Raw genomic sequence first — 255 nt, forward strand, 5'->3', positions numbered from 1 at the left:
TTATGGACGGTGCTGAAGGCGGGCATACGGTGCCCCTGGTCTTCGAGCCAGCGCTTAATCTTGCGTGCGCCCCAGCGTTCATGGCGCTCATGGGCCATGCGCAGCAGGGCGGTGATGTCGTCAGATGAGCGGTTCGGGGAATGGTGCGGTATGCGCGGGCGGTCCTGAAGGCCGGCGGCACCTTCCTGAGCCCAGCGGCGAAGCCACTTGTAGGCGGTGGCAGGAGAAATGCCGAACTGACGGCAGAGGGAACGC

Annotated in this window: 1 protein-coding gene; it reads right to left on the bottom strand. The window is 65.1% G+C overall.

Features of this window, described 5'->3' with window-relative positions:
* On the bottom strand, positions 1-255 hold a 255-nt coding region (locus APT89_RS22990), incomplete at both ends, for a helix-turn-helix domain-containing protein (protein WP_131728588.1).

The organism is Enterobacter sp. 50588862 (assembly GCF_001462935.1).
Taxonomy (GTDB): domain Bacteria; phylum Pseudomonadota; class Gammaproteobacteria; order Enterobacterales; family Enterobacteriaceae; genus Enterobacter; species Enterobacter bugandensis.